At 30.3% G+C, this 20077-nt stretch carries 28 protein-coding genes and 2 pseudogenes; 29 read left to right on the forward strand and 1 reads right to left on the reverse strand.

All coding sequences use genetic code 11. From position 1 onward, the window contains the following. Positions 1–65: 65 nt before the first annotated feature. The 28 genes and pseudogenes from Bmayo_RS04405 to Bmayo_RS04540 all read left to right on the forward strand — a co-directional run bounded on the left by Bmayo_RS04405 (position 66) and on the right by Bmayo_RS04540 (position 17615). Complete coding sequence (locus tag Bmayo_RS04405; RefSeq protein ID WP_075552575.1) at positions 66–1289, forward strand: phage portal protein; 1224 nt, start codon at positions 66–68, stop codon at positions 1287–1289. Between the two features lie 16 nt (positions 1290–1305). After that, positions 1306–2000: pseudogene (locus tag Bmayo_RS04410) on the forward strand (DUF1357 family protein). An 11-nt stretch (positions 2001–2011) separates the two neighbouring features. Continuing rightward, a complete protein-coding gene (locus Bmayo_RS04415) occupies positions 2012–2572 on the forward strand; it encodes a DUF228 domain-containing protein (RefSeq protein ID WP_075552538.1) in 561 nt (186 codons plus the stop codon). A gap of 6 nt (positions 2573–2578) precedes the next feature. Continuing rightward, positions 2579–3346, forward strand: a complete 768-nt coding sequence (locus tag Bmayo_RS04420; protein WP_075552539.1) for a DUF228 domain-containing protein — start codon at positions 2579–2581, stop codon at positions 3344–3346. A 29-nt stretch (positions 3347–3375) separates the two neighbouring features. Next, on the forward strand, positions 3376–3948 hold the full coding sequence (locus Bmayo_RS04425) for a DUF228 domain-containing protein (RefSeq protein ID WP_075552540.1): 573 nt from the start codon (positions 3376–3378) through the stop codon (positions 3946–3948). A gap of 21 nt (positions 3949–3969) precedes the next feature. Further along, a complete protein-coding gene (locus Bmayo_RS04430; protein ID WP_075552541.1) occupies positions 3970–4929 on the forward strand; it encodes a hypothetical protein in 960 nt (319 codons plus the stop codon). Between the two features lie 19 nt (positions 4930–4948). After that, entirely contained in the window at positions 4949–5404 is a 456-nt protein-coding gene (locus tag Bmayo_RS04435; protein WP_075552542.1) for a DUF3890 domain-containing protein, read from the forward strand. Then, the gene (locus Bmayo_RS04440) at positions 5404–5787 is read left to right on the forward strand and encodes a DUF1506 family protein (protein ID WP_010256287.1); all 384 of its coding nucleotides are present in this window, start codon (positions 5404–5406) and stop codon (positions 5785–5787) included. The genes Bmayo_RS04435 and Bmayo_RS04440 overlap by 1 nt, the downstream gene beginning before the upstream one ends. Then, positions 5775–6161 (forward strand): hypothetical protein, encoded by a 387-nt coding sequence (locus tag Bmayo_RS04445; protein WP_075552543.1) that lies wholly within the window; start codon positions 5775–5777, stop codon positions 6159–6161. Before Bmayo_RS04440 ends, Bmayo_RS04445 begins: the two co-directional genes overlap by 13 nt. After that, the gene (locus tag Bmayo_RS04450; protein ID WP_075552544.1) at positions 6158–6724 is read left to right on the forward strand and encodes a DUF764 family protein; all 567 of its coding nucleotides are present in this window, start codon (positions 6158–6160) and stop codon (positions 6722–6724) included. Before Bmayo_RS04445 ends, Bmayo_RS04450 begins: the two co-directional genes overlap by 4 nt. Then, the gene (locus Bmayo_RS04455; protein ID WP_075552545.1) at positions 6705–7817 is read left to right on the forward strand and encodes a DUF787 family protein; all 1113 of its coding nucleotides are present in this window, start codon (positions 6705–6707) and stop codon (positions 7815–7817) included. Before Bmayo_RS04450 ends, Bmayo_RS04455 begins: the two co-directional genes overlap by 20 nt. A gap of 15 nt (positions 7818–7832) precedes the next feature. Then, positions 7833–8261 carry a DUF1463 domain-containing protein gene (locus tag Bmayo_RS04460; protein WP_075552546.1) on the forward strand — a complete coding sequence of 143 codons (429 nt, stop codon included), beginning with the start codon at positions 7833–7835 and terminating at the stop codon, positions 8259–8261. Positions 8262–8276: 15 nt separating this feature from the next. Next, a complete protein-coding gene (locus Bmayo_RS04465) occupies positions 8277–8732 on the forward strand; it encodes a DUF1473 family protein (RefSeq protein WP_075552547.1) in 456 nt (151 codons plus the stop codon). Continuing rightward, on the forward strand, positions 8729–8965 hold the full coding sequence (locus Bmayo_RS04470) for a DUF1322 family protein (RefSeq protein ID WP_075552548.1): 237 nt from the start codon (positions 8729–8731) through the stop codon (positions 8963–8965). Before Bmayo_RS04465 ends, Bmayo_RS04470 begins: the two co-directional genes overlap by 4 nt. 7 nt (positions 8966–8972) lie before the next feature. After that, a complete protein-coding gene (locus Bmayo_RS04475; protein WP_075552549.1) occupies positions 8973–10295 on the forward strand; it encodes a DUF759 family protein in 1323 nt (440 codons plus the stop codon). 12 nt (positions 10296–10307) lie between these two features. Then, positions 10308–10925 carry a DUF792 family protein gene (locus tag Bmayo_RS04480; protein WP_075552550.1) on the forward strand — a complete coding sequence of 206 codons (618 nt, stop codon included), beginning with the start codon at positions 10308–10310 and terminating at the stop codon, positions 10923–10925. Positions 10926–10928: 3 nt separating this feature from the next. After that, positions 10929–11867, forward strand: a complete 939-nt coding sequence (locus Bmayo_RS04485) for a DUF693 family protein (protein ID WP_075552551.1) — start codon at positions 10929–10931, stop codon at positions 11865–11867. A 24-nt stretch (positions 11868–11891) separates the two neighbouring features. Further along, positions 11892–12452: a DUF777 family protein gene (locus Bmayo_RS04490; RefSeq protein ID WP_075552552.1), complete on the forward strand. Its 561-nt coding sequence runs from the start codon at positions 11892–11894 to the stop codon at positions 12450–12452. Between the two features lie 29 nt (positions 12453–12481). Next, complete coding sequence (locus tag Bmayo_RS04495) at positions 12482–12814, forward strand: DUF2634 domain-containing protein (RefSeq protein WP_075552553.1); 333 nt, start codon at positions 12482–12484, stop codon at positions 12812–12814. After that, entirely contained in the window at positions 12811–13689 is an 879-nt protein-coding gene (locus Bmayo_RS04500; protein ID WP_075552554.1) for a DUF276 domain-containing protein, read from the forward strand. Before Bmayo_RS04495 ends, Bmayo_RS04500 begins: the two co-directional genes overlap by 4 nt. A gap of 5 nt (positions 13690–13694) precedes the next feature. After that, positions 13695–14300: a DUF735 family protein gene (locus tag Bmayo_RS04505; protein ID WP_075552555.1), complete on the forward strand. Its 606-nt coding sequence runs from the start codon at positions 13695–13697 to the stop codon at positions 14298–14300. A gap of 9 nt (positions 14301–14309) precedes the next feature. After that, complete coding sequence (locus Bmayo_RS04510; protein ID WP_075552556.1) at positions 14310–15125, forward strand: DUF685 domain-containing protein; 816 nt, start codon at positions 14310–14312, stop codon at positions 15123–15125. A 75-nt stretch (positions 15126–15200) separates the two neighbouring features. Next, on the forward strand, positions 15201–15404 hold the full coding sequence (locus Bmayo_RS04515) for a BlyA family holin (RefSeq protein ID WP_075552557.1): 204 nt from the start codon (positions 15201–15203) through the stop codon (positions 15402–15404). Positions 15405–15407: 3 nt separating this feature from the next. Continuing rightward, positions 15408–15755, forward strand: a complete 348-nt coding sequence (locus tag Bmayo_RS04520; protein ID WP_075552558.1) for a BlyB family putative holin accessory protein — start codon at positions 15408–15410, stop codon at positions 15753–15755. Next, positions 15745–16080 carry a BlyB family putative holin accessory protein gene (locus Bmayo_RS04525; protein WP_075552559.1) on the forward strand — a complete coding sequence of 112 codons (336 nt, stop codon included), beginning with the start codon at positions 15745–15747 and terminating at the stop codon, positions 16078–16080. Before Bmayo_RS04520 ends, Bmayo_RS04525 begins: the two co-directional genes overlap by 11 nt. Further along, the gene (locus Bmayo_RS04530) at positions 16073–16426 is read left to right on the forward strand and encodes a BBA14 family lipoprotein (protein WP_075552560.1); all 354 of its coding nucleotides are present in this window, start codon (positions 16073–16075) and stop codon (positions 16424–16426) included. The genes Bmayo_RS04525 and Bmayo_RS04530 overlap by 8 nt, the downstream gene beginning before the upstream one ends. A gap of 103 nt (positions 16427–16529) precedes the next feature. Beyond that, entirely contained in the window at positions 16530–17084 is a 555-nt protein-coding gene (bdr, locus tag Bmayo_RS04535) for a Bdr family repetitive protein (protein ID WP_075552561.1), read from the forward strand. 105 nt (positions 17085–17189) lie between these two features. Further along, positions 17190–17615, forward strand: coding sequence for an Mlp family lipoprotein (locus tag Bmayo_RS04540; RefSeq protein ID WP_075552562.1), 426 nt, complete (start codon positions 17190–17192; stop codon positions 17613–17615). Positions 17616–17651: 36 nt separating this feature from the next. Here Bmayo_RS04540 and Bmayo_RS04545 read toward each other — a convergent pair. After that, positions 17652–18597 (reverse strand): annotated as a pseudogene (locus Bmayo_RS04545) (ERF family protein). 381 nt (positions 18598–18978) lie between these two features. Between Bmayo_RS04545 and Bmayo_RS04550 the strand changes: the two are divergent. Next, complete coding sequence (locus Bmayo_RS04550) at positions 18979–20076, forward strand: plasmid maintenance protein (protein ID WP_075552563.1); 1098 nt, start codon at positions 18979–18981, stop codon at positions 20074–20076. Position 20077 lies beyond the last annotated feature (1 nt).

A 20077-nucleotide genomic window follows, 5' to 3' on the forward strand; every position in this document is an offset into this window, starting at 1 on the left:
ATTTTATTGACAAAAATCTTAGTTTTTGCTATCATACATCTAATTTAATAAAGAGAAGTAAAAAGGTGTGTGATTTAAGAAAAACAAAACTAATAGATAAAATAAGTTCACTAGAACTATACAAATACTCAATATTTTTTAGAAATTACATTGAAAATGTAGCAGAAGATTGCCTCAAGAACGGACTTGTTCTTGAGAGCGCTGACCACAATGTTAGTGAAGCTGAACTTGCTAGGTTAAAGGTACAGCTTAAAAATGCTCTACTTAATTGTATTATAAGCTACCGTTTTCATGGGATTGGCTATGTTTTAGTAAAAACCAAAGATACCCTAATAGATCTTGAACAACCTGTTAATATAGAATTACCTATTGGTTTTGAATACCTTGATTATGAATATGTAAGAGATTTGGGAGTTGATTTTGATCATATAACCTATAAAGTAAAATCCAACAATAAGAACAATTCTTTAGACGCAGTTAAAATACATAAAAGTCGACTTATCATATATGAAAACTTTGATTATATCTTGAAAAGATATGTTCCGTGTTATACCGAAAGCTTTTTGCTAGATATTTATTTATTTGAAAAGATATACGTTGAAATAGAAAGACGTATTGAAAACCACAATTTTTTGTTTTACAAAGATGAATCTTTAGTACAACTACAAGACGCACTTTCTAGCGCAACAACTTCTTTAAGTATACTTACTCATAGCAATAATGATAGGGGAAGTGGCATTTTATCTTCTTTTTTGAGAAAACAAAATTCAAACAATCATAGTAAAGATATTTCTAATTTAAGAAACCTTAATGACTCATTAGCACAGGAACTTGCTAGGCTAAAAAGCAATCTAAATAATGAGGGAATGTTTTATACGGCTACTCCTAGTGCTAGTTTAGAGGTTGTTAAATACGATCTTAGCTACTTAAAGGAGGCTTTGGCGTTAATTAAAGCGAAAATTGGCGCTGATACTAAAGAACCACTAACTAGAAGTTTCAATGAGCAGGCTAAAGGGCTGGGAAATGATGGTAAAGGGGATAGGAGTAATTATTACGATTTTTTAAAAGGTGTACAAGAACAAGTTGAGAACTCTTGTAACTTAAAACTTACAAAGTATTTCGGGCTTGATATGAAGTTTAATTCGCTGATTATGTTAAGTGAAGAACAAAAAGTGGAAAGAGATATAAAGCTAATTGAGCTTTACAGTAAATATAACCAGCTTATACAAAGCAGTTCCTTTAATAATGAGGAGCTAGCGATGTTAAAAGAAAAATTATTCTCATTTTGAGAAAAGGAGCTAAAAAGTGATTGAAAAGGAAGAAAAAAAAGTAATTGAGGCACAAGTAAAAGAGGAGTCTCAAATTAAATCTGATACTAAGGTTATAAGTGCTGGGGAATTTGAAAGGTATATGTGCCTTAAAGAGCAAACAGATAATGTAAACCCCTAAAGAGGTAAGGCGTGATGAGTATAAATGAGCGAATAACAAAAGAACTTGCAGAAGTTGAAGAGCGAGAGCGTGTTGAAAAGCAATTGTTACTAGAGGCTGAGCGAATTAATGAAATTGATACGCTTGCAAAAGCGCATCTTAGCAACCATTTTAACAAGGAAATGTTACTTGCAAAGGGATACACTCTAAAAGACATTATGCAAGCACAGCGTAGAGAGCTTGTTCGCAAGTTTGTTCCAATTGAGCAAATTAAAGCTATTGCTAAAGCGTCAGATATAAGTCATATCGATGGAGAGATACTAGAACAACTTGTTTCTTTAGCAAAAGTGAATATTAAATTAAGAAAAAATGCGATTAGCAATTCTTCTTCTGTCGACTCTATTAAGGGCAATATTATTACCAAATCAGAAGATAGGGCAAGTTTGCTTGATTCTAATTTTGTGCCAATTAATTTTACAGAATTTGTACAAGCGATAAGCAATACTTACAAACAAAGACGAATTCAATTTTATGAAAATCTAAAAAGACATAAAAGAACAAGTATTGCTTAAAGGAGTTTTTAATGAGCGATGTTATTACAAAAATAAAAGAAGAGTTTGATAAAAAAGTTGCAGAAATTAAAGCATTAATGAAAAATCCCCAACAAGACGCGGGGCTGCTTAGCAATTCTATTGAATTTAGAGACAAAACCCTAATTTTTTCAAATTCTGATGGAGTGTGCACTAGCAGTAAAGACAAAATAGAAAATTATCCTTCTAAAGGGTATCCGTATAAGCGAGGAGTAAAACTTAGTTTTGGTGATGGTACAACAGAACTAGAAGTTGAGGCTGGAGGTGGAGACGATTTATATGGAGTGTGCTCTGATATAGATGAATTTAGCGGTATGGCAACTGTAGTTCCAATTACAAATAACTTCACGGGGTATTTAACGCTTAAGAAGGATGGACAAAATGGTGTAAATCCAGGAGATAAATTAAATTTTAACCAACATGGGGAACTTGAAAAAACCACTGGGGCTCAAAAATCTGTTAATGCAATAGCGCTTTCAAAGGCACACAAGTTGACTGAAGATTTATTTATAGTGCTTGCTAGTGTATTTGGGAATAGAGCAATAAAAGGGTAATAAATTATGGTTTTAAAAGGTAACGGGCAAGTTGAAAATCTTGACGCTGTTGAGGACCCACAGTTAGATTTAGAGGCACAAGTTCCCGATGCTCCTAGGGCTAAACGGCAAGCAAGACAAGCTGAAGATGCACAATTAAAAGACCCATATTTGGATGCAATTGACGAACTCGATGATATCCTTTTGAAATTCAAGAAATATGTAAAATCTATGAGTTCAATTGAAAATAAGGTTTTTAGTAGTTCAAGTAGCTGTTTTAAATCAAAGAATGAGCGAATTGATGCATATTCATTTGCATGTTCAAGTTATACAGACAAGCTAGAGGAGTATCTTTACGATCCAGCAAATAGTTTTCCATATAAGCGTGGGGTTAAACTTGTTCCGAAAGAGAACTCTATATATGTGGAAGTTGGAGCTGATACTGATATGTATGGGATATGTGTAGATGTATGTGAGTTTAGTTGTACCGCGTATGTATTGCCGATTACTAACAATTTTGAAGGGTACCTTGTTACAAGAAATCCCAGCATAAAAATAGGAGAAATATTGGATATAAATAACAATGGGGTTATTATCAAGGCTGGTGGTGGGCCACCAACCGTAATTAATGCCTATGCCTTATCTGATTCATTTACAATCAATTTCGCACCTGAAGATGGAAATCAAGATCAAGCTAGATATCCCAAGCAAGAGTATTCTATTAATTTGATAAAAGTTGCAATTTTTGGCAATAGAGGCCTTGAGAAAACAGTAACACCTGAAGCTGGTGGTTAAGCCTTGGGCGAATAAAAGGAGGTAAATAAATGGGAGATACAACGCAATTAGTAAAAGAGTATCAAGAGAAAAGAAGTAAACTTGAAAAGTTTATGAAAAATCCACAACATGATGCTAGTTTGCTTAGCAATTCTATTGAATTTAGAGACAAAAACGTGCAATTTTTTGCTTCTGGAGGCACTAAAACTAGTAAGTTTGACAAATTGGAAAATCATCCATTTTCTGGATATCCATACAAGCGCGGAGTAAAGAGGGTTATTCAAGAGGCACAAGAAAATCAAATTCACTATGAGCCTCATGTTGAGGCTGGAGGTGGTGAAGAGTTATATGGAATATGCATTGATATAGATGAGTTTAGTAAAACAGCTACTATTGTACCAATTACCAATAATTTTAAGGGCTATTTAGTAGCAAAAGATTCTAGTGTTAAAGCAAAAGATAAGCTTGTTTTCAATAAAGATGGTGCCCTTGAAAAGGTTATTGGAGCGTCAAATAAAGCAACTATTAATGCAACAGCATTGACTGATGCGAAACAAATTAGCAATGAAGTTTATTTGGTAAAAGTAGCGGTATTTGGAAATAAAGCTGTAAGTAAAAATTAATGATATTTGGGAGGATTTAATATGGAATTATTTGATGAAAATTATTATGCAAAAGCTGTGGCTAATATTATAGGAGAAGTTAAAGATCCTATTATGTATAAATGGTTTTCACCTGATCAAATTGAAGATGTTGATCTGCAAATGGGATATCAAAAAACCGTAAAATGGGACGCATTTTTAAATGCTAATCCTACAACAATTGCCAATGAAGTTAATACTATCTCAACTATTGGCTTTAGTTCTGAAGTGGTAAGACTTAATTATTTAAAATTACAATACAAATTCAGACATTTAAAGCAGACATCTGAGAAATTTTATACTTCAGACTCATATATTGGGGACATTAATAATAATTTACTGCCCTTTGCTCAAGCTTATAAGCTTGCAAGCAGTGAAATTATTAAACTTATTAATCACTTTGTACTAACGGGTACTGTTTCAATTCAAAAAGATGGGAAAAATCAAAAACGCCTACTTCCTAATATGTATGGACTTCTTAATATGCCTGAGCAGATAAAAGAAGAGGTTACTAGTGGCGATAAAGACAAAATGGATAAAATCTTTGAAAAGATTGAGGCGGGACTTTCAAAGTTAGAACTAGGAGACGAATTTTCCACACCCATGATGGTAATAGTTGACCCAGTAACTTCATTAAAATTAGTAAAACCATACGCAGCAGCACAGGGTGCAGCAAGTAGCTGTGAAAAATGGGAAGATGTTTTGATTCAGACCATTAAGGCTATTAATAATAGAGAAGATGTTTATATTGAAACTTCAAACTTGCTAAAACATAAAATACTCATTTATCCACTAAATTCTGAGCTTATTAAATTTAAGCCTAGTAAGTATATGCTACCTACACCGAATGAACAAGTGGATAAAGACTCAACCGATATTGCTCATTCATATATTGATTTTGTTTTAGGCGGGTTACTTGCTACTAGAAAAACTATTTTGCAAGTTAACATAAAACAAAGTTAAAAGTATAAGGTAAGTGAAAATGAGTGAACAAGAAAACTTACAAGCGCAAGTTGAAGGAGAAGAAGAGCTTTTAGCAACAAAACTTCATTCAGAAGTTTTGTTGCTATTGGGAATAGACCAATTTGCACTAAGCAGGCAAAATTTTCTACTGCATTTATCTTTACTTCAAGCTATTCTAGTAACGCGCGGTATTGATGCTAGTTCACTTACATATGAACAAATATTTTTACTTACTTTCTACCATATGGGTTGTCAATTAAGAAAACAGGGAGTTGTTCGAGAATTTGAATTTGATAGGATCAAAAAAGAGAAATTCAATGAACTTGAACTTGATTATTATCCTATCAGTAGTGGGGGCGAAGAAGGTGGTGAGGGGGGTTGTGGATCAAACAAGAATTTTTGTTCACAACTTGATGCATTTTTAGAAAAATTAAAAAGAGAAACCTCAACGCCATCTTGTGTGGGGGTTGTCTAATGAATGGTGTTAGAAAAAGACTTTCAGATATGTCCTTTCGCATGATCAACGTATTTAAGGATCCTAAACCCTTAAAGTTTTATAAAGGTACTGTTGTAAAGCTTGAAAATGATTCTTCTTATCAGAGAGTATTTGATAAAAATAAGTACACTGAATTCGCAGGAGTTATTATTGACATAAAGCCACAAGAACTTGCAATTCTTTATGATTCTGATATGTCTGATATTCAAGGATATTCCAAACTTTACACATATCAGGACCTTAACTATGAACTAAAAGACCGAATATCAATTGCAGATTTAGTCTACTTTGAAATATTTAGTATTGACTCTTCAATCGGATATTTTACTTTGGTTTTAAAGGAATTTATATGGACAAACTAGAATTTAAAATGGAATTGGAAATTGGGTGGTTTGGTGGTCGTGCAGGTATTGCTAAAATGCATGAAAAAGGGAGTAGCAATTTATCAGCAAGAAAACATTTAACCAAAATTGCTAGTAGTTCTGAGTTTAGAGAATATATTAATAATAGCTATATAAATTCTAAATTTAATATTAACCCTAAATCGGGAATGGAGGCTATTGGGCAAGCTTTTATAAGGTACTATGAAAATTATCTATCAGCACAAGTCACCCCAGCCTTAAAGGCTAATACAATCAAAAGTAAGTTTAAAAGGGATAGTAACACTGCAGCAATTCCACTTGTTGATACAGCCAAAATGTTATCAGAGATTACTTATAAGGTAACACTTGAATGATTTTAACTTTAGATATGGTATTAAATCATTTAACTCAAATATTTAAAGGGTTTAAGGCGCATGCAGCTGAAAATAATTTTGAGTGCGATATCATAAATACCTACAATCATCCATATCTTTCAAAAATCACAGCTGCTAGCTCAAATATAATAGCATTGAAATTTGATGGTACAGAAAATCTATTTGATCATAATTCTAGAGCCGGTGTATTTTATGAAAATGCTTTGGAATTTAGTATAAATTTTCAAATATATATTATTGCAATAGTGTTAAACGCCAAAGACTTTGACGCTAATTCACGCATGTTAATGCTTTATAGTATGCTTAGTGACTTTCTACACAATAAAGCTCATAAGTATACTTTGCTCAGTCTACAACCCGAATATATTAGTAAAATTAACTTTTACATTTATCCAATATCTAATATGCAAACAGTTGGGCTTATTAATTTAGGCACAAAATATAGCAACCATGCATACAGTGCATCTATAGCATTCAATGCTAGTGTAAAAGCAATTGAAATTTTAAAGGAGGAATACGAAATTGCCGCAAGATACAATTAGTGTAAGTTTTATTGACTCTAGGATTCAGACTAGCAGGCCTAATTATTACAATCCACTCTTGGCTTACAAAACAGCTAAAATTAAAGTTAACAAAGATGCTGCTAGCTATAAAATATTGAATTTAACCGTTAATAATTATGAAAAACAAATTGAAACTTTAGAAAAAGATAATGGAAATGGAGAAGATCAGTTTGGGAAAGAAAAAACACTGCTTAAAACTGCAATGTCAAATTTTTTCAATTCAAGCGAAGAATCGTTAAAATCAGCCGATCTTTTCATTTATAAGGATAAGCCTGAAGAGCTAAAAAATTATCTTAAAGTACATAGACACACTTTTGTTGTACTTATTAACACTGAGGGAGATGCGTCAGATGATGGACTTAAAATTTACAAAGATGACTATAATAAATTCAAAATGCCTTCAACTTTTTTTGTATTTTCGACTAAAGAACAAGAAATAAAAGAACTATTTAAAGATAAAGGCAATACTGAAAAAGAAAGAAATATTGCTGTTTACAGTAACAATAAAGACAATTTACACCTTAAATTTATAAGTCAATACTTGCATCAAGCAAGTATTTTCCATTCTGTAAATCCTTATGGTATGTCACTGGCTGCTACACCGCTTGTTGACGACACTGTAATTGGAAAGTTGCGAACTGCAAAAATTAACTTTTATTCACTTCTTAATGAAACTGGGCTTGATGGTGTACCCGCCTTTAAAGAAGGTGTCGATCTAGCTGGAAGCGCAATAGACGAACAGTTTACATATCACTATATAAAAAATGAAGCGATTATTGAGCTTATTAGAATTTGGAATAAAAACAATAGACAAAACAGCAAACTATCTGCACTACAACTTAGTGGCGCTAGAGACAATGCATATACTTCAGCAATTGAGTGTCTACTTAAAAGGTTTGTAGATAGAGGACTGATTATTGAGTATAAAAATTTAAGTCTTACTCTTTCTCCTACACCACAACTTAAATTAGAACTTAGTGTGAATATTACTTATAACTTTAGCATTAATGCTGTTGCTTTACTAATCACTACTCAAGATATAGTTGATTATCAAAACAGTTTAAGTGCTTAAAAGGGGGGCTAAAAAATGCAATTTTATGATTTAAGAGAAGTTTATTTTTCAATTGGTGGTACGCAATTACATAGTGGCAAGCTAGAGCTTACAAGTGAACCTACAACAAGAGCAGTAGTTAGTAGTGAAGACAAAGGTATGCCTGTAATAAGCTTAAGAGATCCCAAAACGATAACTTATGTTTTCAACATTGAAGTGACACTAGGTAGTCATGACTATAGATTGTTAACTGAACTTTCTGATGAACAGTTTTACAACATGAATGTTAGAAAAGAGGATAAAATGCTTAATTTAGCATTCAATGATAGAATTGCTACCAAAATTATTTCTAACTATGCGATTTTTACTGAAGAACCTTCAAGAAGTTATTCCGCTGAGGCCGAAAAAGTAACTTTTGAAATTAGGGCTATTAATTGCCAAAAAACTAAACCAAACAAATCTTAAAAGGAGAGTCTTATTATGATAATGAGATATAAAATGAAAATTTTAACTAAAAATAAAACTTATGAATATCCACTTAGAGTACTTCCAGTCTATGAATGGGATAAAGTGCTAGGATTTAATCAAAGTGACGCTGTTTTAAAGCTTAATGAGGTTAAATACTTAAGAGAAATCACAAGCTTAATGATAAGTCCAAAATTTTTAGACGAATTCTATGTGATTTTAGATCAAAATAGAGAATTTATTCCATATTACAAAGACTATCTTGTTGCAATAATTTACACTGCGCAATTCAACACTTTTCATATAGATAATGATCTAAAAACCCCCGCTTTAGTATATTTGAGTGAGTATGAAAATAATGTTGGTGATTTTGTTGCTTTTGACTATATTAATGAAAATTTTGATTATGAAAAAGTAGCCACTTCGCTTTCATCAATTACATCAAATTCTAATGAGCTGGTTGCTAAATGAACAAAATAAATAGAGATATTGATAAAGCTATTGCAAGTCTTAATGAGACTAGAAAAAAGTATTTTAACTTGCTTGACGAGATAAAGAATGATAAATACTTTTTCCCAGTAATTATGAATATTTGCTCATACAACTCGGTAAAGAAATTGCCTTATGATGAGCTTTTAGAGGTTAATAGGCTTGCTGATATTAAATTAGAAAAAGAATTGTATGAATTAATTCTATGCAAGTGAGGGCTTAGTGAGCGACAAATTCACCATTAAATTTAAGGGGATTCTTGATCATGCTGCCACAAAAAAGGCTATCGAACAAGATATTTCCAAAATGGAAAAATATCTTAAACCCAAAAAATCTAGTTTGGGGAGTACTAAAGATATTGTAAAAAATAATTTGTCGGACAAGAAAAAAGAACTTAGCAGGCAATCTAAATTTGAAAGCTTAAGAGAGCGTGTTGAAAAATATAGACTTACACAAACTAAAAAACTTATGAAACAGGGCATGGGCTTTGAAAAAGCTAGAAAAGAGGCTTTCAAAAGATCTTTAATGTCTGATAGAGACAAAAGAAGTCTTGAATATAAAGAACTTGCAAAAGAATCAAAAGCAAAAAGTAAAATGCTGGCGGCCTCTCAAGGGAAAGGGCTTGTTGCCAAAATTGCTATAGGTAGTGCCCTGGGAAATATCATTGACAATGCTATGAGTAAAGTTGGGGGCGGGCTTATTGGATTTTTGTATGGTTTTATGAAAAAATCGGTTGAAAATAAATCTAAACAAAATCAACTAGAACAACTCAATAGCGTGTTTTACAGTGAAAAAGAACGTAATAAGATTCGGGGCGCTCTTAAGGGAATGAAGGGATTTGAGCGCGATTTAGAAAAAGAAGATTTGCTACGAACAGCAAGTGTGCTTAAAGGTGATATAAGAGAATTAAAACTTAATGATAAAGAGGGAGAGAATGTATTAAATGCAACAAAACTAGCAGCTATACTTAGAAGCACGGGGCTTGTTGGTGATAACGAAAGTGCTGTTGAAGTTGTTTCAAAAATACTTAAAGGGGAACTTACAGAAGCTTTTAATATATTAAAACCTATCGACAAATTTGGAGAAAAATATTTAGAGGCTATAAAAGTCAAGTTGGAATTATTAACTAAAGAAGGGGGAAAACTAAAGTTAAGGCCACAGATAATTGAAGGCCTCATAAAAGATATATCATCTTTAAATATAATGGGTCATTCCGATAAACTCCAAAGAGGCAAAAGTGATTTAGCCAATATAGAGCAAGCTCTTGAAAAAGGAACTGCTAATGTTTTGATGCCATTGATTGGCAAAATTTCTGATATTCTTGAGAATATTATGAAGCTTAATTTTAAACAAATCCTACAAGATATCGTTGATGCCATAACAGGTGGTATAAGTGGTGCTATTGGCGGAATAAAAAACTTTGGCAGCTCAGTATATAATACTGCTAGTAATGTTTTGTACTACGCGAATCCTTTGAATTATTTTCCAGGATTTAGAAATAACAACAATAACACCGGAGGTGATGATATAGGAACATTTAAATAAAAGGGGAATTCTATGGATATTAACAATGGAAATATTAACAATAATAATATTGAAAATAAAAATAAAGGAATGTCCCAAGCAGAGGTCTCTCAAATAACAAGAGATGTAATAACCCAAATATTTGCTCTTTTTGGAGCAGATAATTTTTTAGTGTTATTTCCTAGAATGGATCTTAGAGGGTTTGGATATGTTCCTCAATTGTTTTTTATAAAACCAAAAACGGAGCTCATAACACGCACTTATAATACCAGTTGTTCCAAAAGACCGGTTATCAACTATTATGATAGAAAAGCGGAATATGTCAGCTACAACCCAGTAATGACTGGTGAAAATATTTCTTTAAACAGCGGTGTATTAACCTCACTATATAAAGAAATGATTTCACCACTTAAAATGACTGTTTTTGGCAATTCTATGCTACGTTTTGATGCTCATCTTGTAAAAGAACAGCTCGCCAATAGAATACAAGCGCAAGTTCCTTTTAGTATCTACAGCCCAACTTTTGGCCTAAAAGAATTAGCTGTAATTACAAGTCTCTCGTTTAAGGACACTCCTTTCATTGATGAAGTTGAAGTTAGTCTATCAATGGAAATAGTAAAAACATTCGCATTAGAAAAATATAAAGGATAAAAAATGCTATTACTACAATATGATTTTAAAATTGAATTTTACAAAGAAAAACAATCCTTAGAAGGGGATACAAGCACTGGGAATTCTTTAGTTGAAGAAACTCCTATTATAATAAATACACAACATGGAATTCATGTTGATATTACCATATCTAATGAGTTTTCAAATTATAATTTTGTAAAATCCAAACGAACAAAAATTGTACTTTGGAATTTGCCCTTAGACTTCACCAACGACATTGAAGTAGGAGATATAGTAAAAATACGCTATAAAAAATTTGCTCATGAAAAAAATTTTGATTTCATAATGTCAGGGTATTTAGGGACTCCTATGAGCACTGATTATCCTAGCGGGGATTTTAGTGTTGAGCTTGACGTTCGGTTAGCGGTTAGTAGCAACTTCTTTAATCGAAAATTAGAGAACAAAAACTTCAAGGGTAAGACGGTGCAAGAAGCAATAGAATCTGTATTTCCCAATCGCAATATACTTAATATGGACAAAGAAGCTCGTCTTAAAATTATTGACAAAGATATTTATGCCACAACACCAAAAGAGTTTGTTGAGAAAATAAAAGGGATATATATTCATGACGTAATAGCTGATGTTGGCAATGACAGCTTTGACGTTGAATGCAACTTTATATTTACTAATGATAGAACAATTGAAGCAGATGAAAATTACAAGGCTTTAGAAGATTATGGACTTGAATTCATACCACAACAAGAAATTGCTATTGAGGGTGAATACAATATAAGACGTGTATATTGGAACACGCAAACATTTTATACACATAAACTAAAAATTGGTGATAAAGTTTCATTTATTGATGGGCTAGGAAAAATGATAAAAAGCACCATAAAAGAAACAAGCGCAAGACTTAGCAACACAGGAGAATGCTCATTAATACTTAAATTAAAGGATAATTCTGATGGTTATGATTAAATGTAGAAAGCAAGGGGGTTCATAATGACTAAAGACTATAAAATTTACAGAATGAACCAGCGCCTTTATGGGCACGCATTAGCACAAGAGGACGTTAAAAATTGGATTTATTCAAACATTTTCATAATTAAAATTGGCATTGTAAAGGATTTTAACCAACAAACTCAAGAAGCTATTGTTACAATACCCGAATTTGAAGATTTAGAAATTCACACAAAAAATATCTCTAATATCAGCTTTGAGCTATCAAAAGGCGATAGCGTATTATTACTTCAATCAAGCGTTAATATTTTTGATAAAAAAAATGATATTCACTTTGACAAACATCATTTTTACATACTTAGTGCAATTAGCCCGAAGACATTAAATTTAATCTCTGATACTGTTAAAATTAAAGCAAACAATAACATTGAAATAGCTAACCAAACAACTAGCTTAAAAACAATTCTAAAGAGTATTGTAAGTGCTATTGAGGGTTTGAAAATCACATTAGATCTAACCACCAAAGCCCCCACAATAGACTTGACAACCTTAATACCGACAACCGCTAAAATTAATTCTGATATTAATAGTTTGTTTAAGTAATTTTTGCTAAATATGGTATAATTACTAGTATGGATTTAAGATTAGGAAATAATTTGGAATTGGTATTTAATAACGATTTATCACTTGTTGATGGAGTTGAAGAACAAAAACAAAGATTTTTGATATTTTTAAAAACCTTAAGGGGTAGTTTAAGCTATGCTCCTCATTGGGGATTGGACTATTTCTTACTTTTAAAACTGTTAAAAATTAACAATCTTCACGCTGTAAAAAATTATTTTCACGAAATATCTAAAGAGCTTAACTTAGATTTAATAAATATTTCAACTACTATACAAGACAACAAAGCACATATATCCTTTTTTTTCTCAGGCGATGTTTTGAATATGGAGTTTAATTTATGAGCATAGTTTTTGATTCTGATTTTGGCATTTTAAAACGTACAATTAAGGATATTGTAAGAGCAAAAAGAGAATATTTGAGAGCAAATTATGGCATTAATATTGATGATAATCAAAGCTCAATTTATAACATTATTGCGTCTTCTTTAGCATTAATTGAAGAAGAAATAATTAATGAGCTTAATCTCTTTTTTTCTAAAATGAAACCAGGTGGCACTTATTGGGCTGCTATTGAAGAACACATTTCTTCTAAAAGCACAACTTACAGTGCGGTTCGCACGGCTTTACTTAATCTTTATGGGGTTGAGTACACTAATATTAAAAGTGCCGCTGGTAAAGCCAACATATATCTAATTCTAAAGGAAACTTTATTAGACACTAGTAAATCTAATATTAATAGTCCTGAATTTAAAGCAAAACTTTGGGAAACATTATATCTAACAACTCCTAGTGGTACTTTACTTGAGGGAGACATAGAAATTGACGGGCTCAATTCAACTGGACAACGTAAATCCTATAAAATATCACTAGGAAAAAGAAAATATGTTTACATGAAAGTAAAGTATAAACTTGACCTTAAAAACTATCTCTACTTAAACATAGACTCTCAAATTAGGGACATTTATTCTAGGATTATTTCAAATAACTATTCTGATATGGGAATTAGCTTTGAATATCAAGACTTTTTTGCTCCAGTTAATGAAGTTAAAGGAATTAAGTTTATAGAAATAAGCACTTGTATTAAAGATACAGACACTGAGAGTATTACAAAAATTGGTGATAGCGATTTTAAAAAAAATCAAGATATTGCCATTAATGATGACACAATGCTACTTTTCAATACTACAGATAGATTACTTATTGATATGGATAGTTAACAAATATGAAAATACCCAATCTTTTCAAAAACACCGAAATTCATAAATTTATACGTACAGAAACAGAATATGCACAAGCATTGCTTAATGAACTTAAGTCCCTTAATTCCAACTTCATATCCATTAATGTAATAGAAAATATAAAATCAAGATATATTGCAATATGGATATCTCAAGTTTTATCTATCTTTTATGCAAAAACTCAAACTTTACAAAGTATTACAAGCAATATTAATAGTGTTATTTTTGCTTTACGTCATATTGGCACTGATGAGTCATTTAGACTGATTTTCAAGACCTTTTTAAATGTGGACATTGAAGTTACTACTCCTGAAGCTGGGATTATTGATATCTCTTTAAAAGGGGGAATAAAAACAAACTTTACTACATTTATTTCGCCTAGCACTGAGAAAGGAAAACGACTAAAAAAGATAATTCTTAGAGAAAAGAAGCCGGGATACGCTGCATCTAAAAAAGCTTTAGTATTTAACTCACTTCCTAAAGGCTATGATCATTCAATTTATGCTTTTATAAAGAGAATTATTCCTATTGGTAGAATTCTCAAAATTAATAATACAGATGGCAACAATATTATCACTTTTAACAACTAAGGGGGTTTTATGGCCGATGATCAAGAAAAATTACTAATTGATGAAGAAGAAACGGTTCAAATTAAAGATTTAAATAAGGTTACGACTGTTAACAATACTGATCTTTTACTGCTTGATGATGGAGCTGCAAGCAGCAACGCTATCACCTTTAAAAACTTTTTAGATACTTCTAAAGACAAAATATTTAAAGGAGAAGGATTAGACTATTTTAAGCAGATAATTAAGTCTACAATTGCCGAAGAACTTGCAGCTGATAAAGATTTTGTAGAAAAAATTTATGCTAAAATAACGGACAAATTAATTAACAACGATTCTACTAATATTTCTAACCTTTTTAGTAAAATTAAATCACGCCTTACAAATAGCATATCATCAGCTACTCTATCTAGAAATGATGATCTTTTGATAATGTCTTCTTCAAGTATTCAAAAAACACCCGTTCCAAAACAACTGCTTGGAGTACCATCGGATTTTTCACATGGAAGAGATTTTGCATACGGACCAACGCTTTATTCGTCTGACTACAATAACAAATCAATAATTATTAAGTTGGAGCACACTAATAATGCAACTCTTATTTTTTATAAATATAATGATAATGACCCCATTTACCTTGATATTGAGCTTGACGTAGAACACTACAGTAATAGCGAGAGTAAAGTACTTTATCTAAGATATTCCGATGAAAGGGAATCAAGTATGGTTTATGAGCAATCAGACGCTCCCCAAGGACTATCTAGTAGATTTCCCATGTATAAAGGATGGTATATTCAAAAAAGAGCCTACCAGTCAGGAAGTTCAATTCCGGTTCTTTTAAAACTGTAATCTTTTTTAGCAAAAATTATGGTTTTGATATATAATATACATATAAAAATAAAAAATTAAAATAAAGGATTAAAAATGGATAGTATTAAATTAACTGAACTTCTTATCAATTTAAATGAAATTAAACTTATAGCAGTAATGATTTTTGCCACAATACTAATTCTTGGAGTACTAATTCTTCTAAAGCCCTTACTAAAAGATATATTAACTATAGTAATGGGCAAGATTTTTAAGAATGGGAATGGAAATGGCAATACTCATATTAAAAAAAGAGATTAACTAATGAAATTATCTAAAGATAATCTTGAAATTGGACTTGCAGCTATCTCAAATCTTATTGAAATATTTTCTAAATTTGAAGATGAATTTGATGAAATTGCACATAAAGGATTTTTTTTGGTTTATGAACTGTATGCTCACTACACATTAATCTATAAAGCAAATATGGAAAGACTTAAGAATGCATTAACTCCAACAATAGCTAAAAAACTCGCTCCAATAAATGAGAAAATCAACAGATGTATTGATCTAGTTAATTCTAATGAAAAAAATCTAAAAATATCTAATGATCTGAAATTCAATCAGGAAGGAAAACCTATCTATAAGGAAAGAACATATAATGCAAAATAACACTATTAGATTGGGACTTAATTTACTATCCAGTTTAACCAACATAGCTAAAACTGATACAAACATAGATCATAATTACATCAATACTTTTAGTAGTGTAATAGATTTTTTCTACAAAACATATATTGGAACACTAAAATCTATGGAAACGGCTGAGTCAATGAAAATATTTAAAGAAATACAAGACATTTTAAAATACAATATTGAGATAATAGAGGCTATTTCTACTGATAAAAGTAAAAGAATTATCTCTTCACTTAAAGCAAAACGTAACAAAATTATGAAAGAATATATCAAAATGCTTAAAAGAGGTGAAAATGCTTAAAAGATTGCAGTGTCTACTAATTGCTTTATTGCTATGTTGCACCACTATTGCTAACCTACCAGAAGAACCAAAACCGCCAATTATTCAAACACTAAAATCTTTAGCTAAATATGAAACACAACTTTCAGAGTATGTTATGTACCTAGTAACATTTTTAGCTAAAACAAAAGTTAAAGTTAATGCCCCAAATTATCCAGAATATCCCTATCCAGACTTATCAACACTAAAAGACGAACACTCCATAACTGCGGTAAGACATAATATCAACATATATTTAGAGTACATTAAAAAAACAAAACCAATAGCGGAAAAAGTCTATAATCAATATTCCCAATTAAAAATGTAAATTACAAAAAGGTTTTTTTTGCAAGAAATTCTATTTTATATATAAAAATCTCTAAAGCCAATTAATCTAAAATAGTTTATAATATAGTTTAAGGGAAAATATTATGGAAACATTGTCAACAAATATTGCGGGTGTAACTCAAGAACAAATATATAAAGAATTTCTTAGACTGGGTATGGAACAACTAATAGCTCAAGATTTATCTAAAAGATATTATCACAATGAGCTAACATATAGAGATTTAGAAAATTTAGAAAAACAATTTGATATAAAGTTTGATAATCTTATTTCTGAAATTTCTTACGTAGAAAAGAATTTACAAAAAGATATATCTAATTTAAATACTAAGATAGATTCAGTAGAAAAGAATTTACAAAAGGACATATCTAATTTAGACGCCAAGATTGATGCCGTAGAGAAGAATTTAGACATTAAGATTGATACTGTAGAGAAGAATTTAAATGCCAAAATAGATAGTGTTAAAAGCGAACTTAATGCTAAGATCGATAGTGTTAAAAATGAACTTACTGCTAAAATAGACAATGTAGAAAAGAATTTAATGTCTCTTATAGAAATGCTTAAATGGGTATTGGGAATTATGGGAGCAATGTCTATCACAATGATAGCAGGGCTAATATTTGCTTTCATTTCTAAATAGCTACTACCTCACTTAAAGAATATCAATTCAAATAATAATTGTTTATCCAATATTTAGTATTAATAATTAATTTATTAAACATTATTAATAAAAAAAGGAGTAACAATGAAAATTATCAACATATTATTTTGTTTATTTTTGATCATACTAAACAGCTGTAATTCTAATGATACCAATACTAGCCAAATAAAAAGCCGGAAAAAGCGTGATCTAACCCAAAAAGAAGTAACACAAGAAAAACCAAAATCTAAAGAAAAACTGCTTAGAGAAAAGCTATCTGATGCTCAAAAAACACACCTTGATTGGTTAAAAACTGCATTAACTGATGCTGGAGAATTTGATAAATTCTTAGAAAATGATGAGGGCAAAATTAAATCAGCGATTGAACATATAAAAACTGAACTTGATAAATGTACTGGAGAAAATGCTGAGCAAAAAAAGAACACCTTTAAACAGGTGGTTCAAGGCGCACTTAGCGGCGGTATAGATGGCTTTAAAGATAGTGCCAGTAGTGCCTGCAATGGTTCCTAATAGCTAGCAGCCCCCTATTTGGGGCTTTTAATATTGCTACACTGCAAATATATAATTAAATTGCATTTCTTTTTTTTAACATGCAAAAGAATTTTAATACTTTTGTTTTATAAACATCCCGATTATCAGACATAAATACTTTAAGCTTATTTAGATCATCGAATCTATTAGTTTTATTGAAAGATTCTTTTAGAATATTTACCCAATATTCTAAACTCTTAAGCTCGGCATTCTTTTCAAAAAGATCTTCTAAAGCATCATCATTATCAGTACATAATGCCCGAATAAGAGCATTTATATTATTTTTTTCTTCACCTTCATTTGCCCAATTTTTTATATTAAACAGTGCGTCTCTAAAAATTTCATAGCAATAGGCCTTGCCAGATTTAAAGTTTTTATTAAAGCTGTTTAGTTGATTTTTTTCTTGATTTATGTCCTTTTTTGTTCTTGTTTTTGATTAACACTAACTTGCTTGTTAGGTATAGAATTTTCGTTTTCATAATTATTGTAAATAGTAGCTGCATCAGTATCCATTTCACTTTCTACAGCAAGAGCTGCAACTAAAGCGTACCTTTTGAAATAAGTAATAGCTGAACCAACAAATTGTGGCAATGTATTTACGGTTTTAGCCCCATTTTCACTGTTGCATTGTAATTTTTGTAAGTATTGGTGTATCAAATGATTCTTTATACCTACCACTACTACTTGTGCTGTAGAATGTAGTTCTAATAACATGTAAAACTTGATCCTCTACAACTGTAAACGCTGGATATTGATCAAAACGAAGCTCTAAATTATGCTTCTTAATAACATTTTTAATTTCTCTAACTATTTCATTGAAATTCTGATACTTGTAACCATGCCCTTTGAGATTCTTATCAATCCCTGGTAAGTTCATAAATAGAGTGCGCATATTTTTTTCGAAGTCTATTTCTGCTTGAATATTTTCTTGTGGATTATTATTTTTTAAAAGATTTTCCATCTTTTTCCTCCATTAATTTGTATTAATAAATATAAGTATATAGCAAAAACTATTTTTGCCAACTTTTCTTACAAAAATTTTTGTAAGAAAGTGCGGGCTTAACTAAATTCTCTTGTTAAAGAACTTAGTTAAGCCCATATCTTTATTTCTTGTAAATTCAAATTAACGGTAGAAAAAATTAAGACATTTTACTACGCTATTTGTAGTATAATTCAACTTAGAATTAAAATCAATTTGTATTTTTACTAAATTACAAAAAGTATATTAATTTAACAAAATTAATAATTAAAAATTAATATTTTTTTTGAAAAGTATTTACTTTTAAATCAAAATTCTGCATTATAATAATTAATTATTAATACAAATTAATGGAGAAAAAAAATGAAAGATGTTTCCCCAAACGTAAAAAGTCCAACTTGCCACAACAAACACCAACACAAATTAATATCTCTTACTTCAACACTAGATTTTCTAAACAAAAAAGATAAAAAATACACACAACAAAACATACTCTACTGCTTTAACGAAAATCTAAAAAGAAATGGTCTATCTCCCACTACACTAAGAACAATGCAAAATTATCTTTACAAATTAGAAAAAGTATTAAAAGTTACAACTAATTATTACCAACACATGGGTGTAAATTGTGGAACTGAAATTTACTATAAGCTAAAGTATCCTAAAAAAGAATGTTACCAGAAAATCAACAAGTACTTTAAAGAGCGAAAAAACTCTAGATTTAAATCTAGAGTTAATAACCATTTTAAAGACAATATTTCTAAAAATGGTAATGTAAATTCAGTGGGGTGTTTAAAGAATAAAAATAATATAAAAGAAGAAAGAAAAATTAACCAAATAGAAAAGTATCAAATAAGAAACTATTTCAATAAATGTAACTTTAAAACTGAAAAAGCTCTTTCTATATTGAATTTAAATACTGATAAAGATACCAAGATTGAGGCAATGAAAATCTTAAAACAAAATGAAATTGCCCTAATAAAACGTTTTAATATCAAAAAATTTTGCATTAAAGAAAAGCAAAACAAATTAAAGAACATTCTAAATAATACTCAAAAAGAATTAGAAAAAAATGGATACAATTCAGAACAATTAAAAATAAATTTCCAAAAAGTATACGAAAGTTACAAATTTAAGCCCCATTTTATTATTGAAAATCATAAATATAACGACTTAAGTAACATAAAACGCAAATTAGAAAAGTCAATTGAAAGAAAAAAAGAAAATTCTCAAAAAGATTATCAAAATTTAAAGGGAAATATTTTCAATATCCTTATTGAACAACTAAAAAAAGAAACAAATATCAGAATTTTAAAGCCAATTATAAAAGAATATTTGAATAACCAAAAGAAAATAGAATACAATAAAGTATTTGGTATATATTATCTTGAATTATTAGAAATAATAAAAAATGAAAAAAATTCTTTAACTGTAGAAGAATCTAACATAAAGGCAGTATAAG

Source organism: Borreliella mayonii (genome assembly GCF_001945665.1).
Classification (GTDB): Bacteria; Spirochaetota; Spirochaetia; order Borreliales; family Borreliaceae; genus Borreliella; species Borreliella mayonii.